This is a genomic window from Planctomonas deserti (assembly GCF_003067705.1).
Taxonomy (GTDB): Bacteria; Actinomycetota; Actinomycetes; order Actinomycetales; family Microbacteriaceae; genus Planctomonas; species Planctomonas deserti.
In genome coordinates this window covers 1-566 of the sequence record NZ_QANL01000153.1, presented here as the reverse complement: position 1 = coordinate 566, position 566 = coordinate 1, and the positions used below count along the sequence as shown (strand labels likewise).

1 protein-coding gene is annotated in these 566 nt (G+C 70.7%); it reads right to left on the bottom strand.

Features of this window, described 5'->3' with window-relative positions; all coding sequences use genetic code 11:
- Positions 1–345: hypothetical protein (locus DAI20_RS20025; protein WP_205781532.1), on the bottom strand; the 345-nt coding region annotated here is incomplete at its 3' end.
- Positions 346–566 lie beyond the last annotated feature (221 nt).

The window sequence follows — 566 nt, the reverse complement described above, 5'->3', positions numbered from 1 at the left end:
CAGCACCTGGATCGCCAGCGGCACCAGCAGGTGGCTGACGCGGTGGTCGCGGATCGGCTGCAGCAGGTGCGAGGCCAGGCCCGGGCGGCCTTCGTCGATCTCGCCCACGGCATACAGCATGCCGCCGAACATGATCGGCGAGATGGCCAGGGTCATCAGCTGCACGGCCATGCCGGCGGCGCCGGGAATCAGCGTCGACAACAGCGTGACCACCCAGCTCACCAGCAGCCAGGTCAGACCGATCCGGGCCAGCTGCAGCGGCGCACGCCGGTACAGCGAGAACGTATCCAGCAACCACTGGGCGCCCGCCGAAGCCGGCAGCTTGCGAATCTCTTTCATGGACATCCGGGAAGGACAGGAGGGGGCCGGGCGGCTGCCCGTGCCGCCGATTATCCCTGTTTTGCCACCGGCTGGGCTGAAGACAGCCGCGCCTGGCGGACGAAGCGGCGCAGCAGCTGGCGGGCCAGCGGTGCGGCGCTGACCGCGCGCTCGATGCTGCGGGCACAGCCGCCATGGCGGCCGATGCAGTCGGCGCGGGCGCGCACGTAGCCGCGCATGTGGTGGGT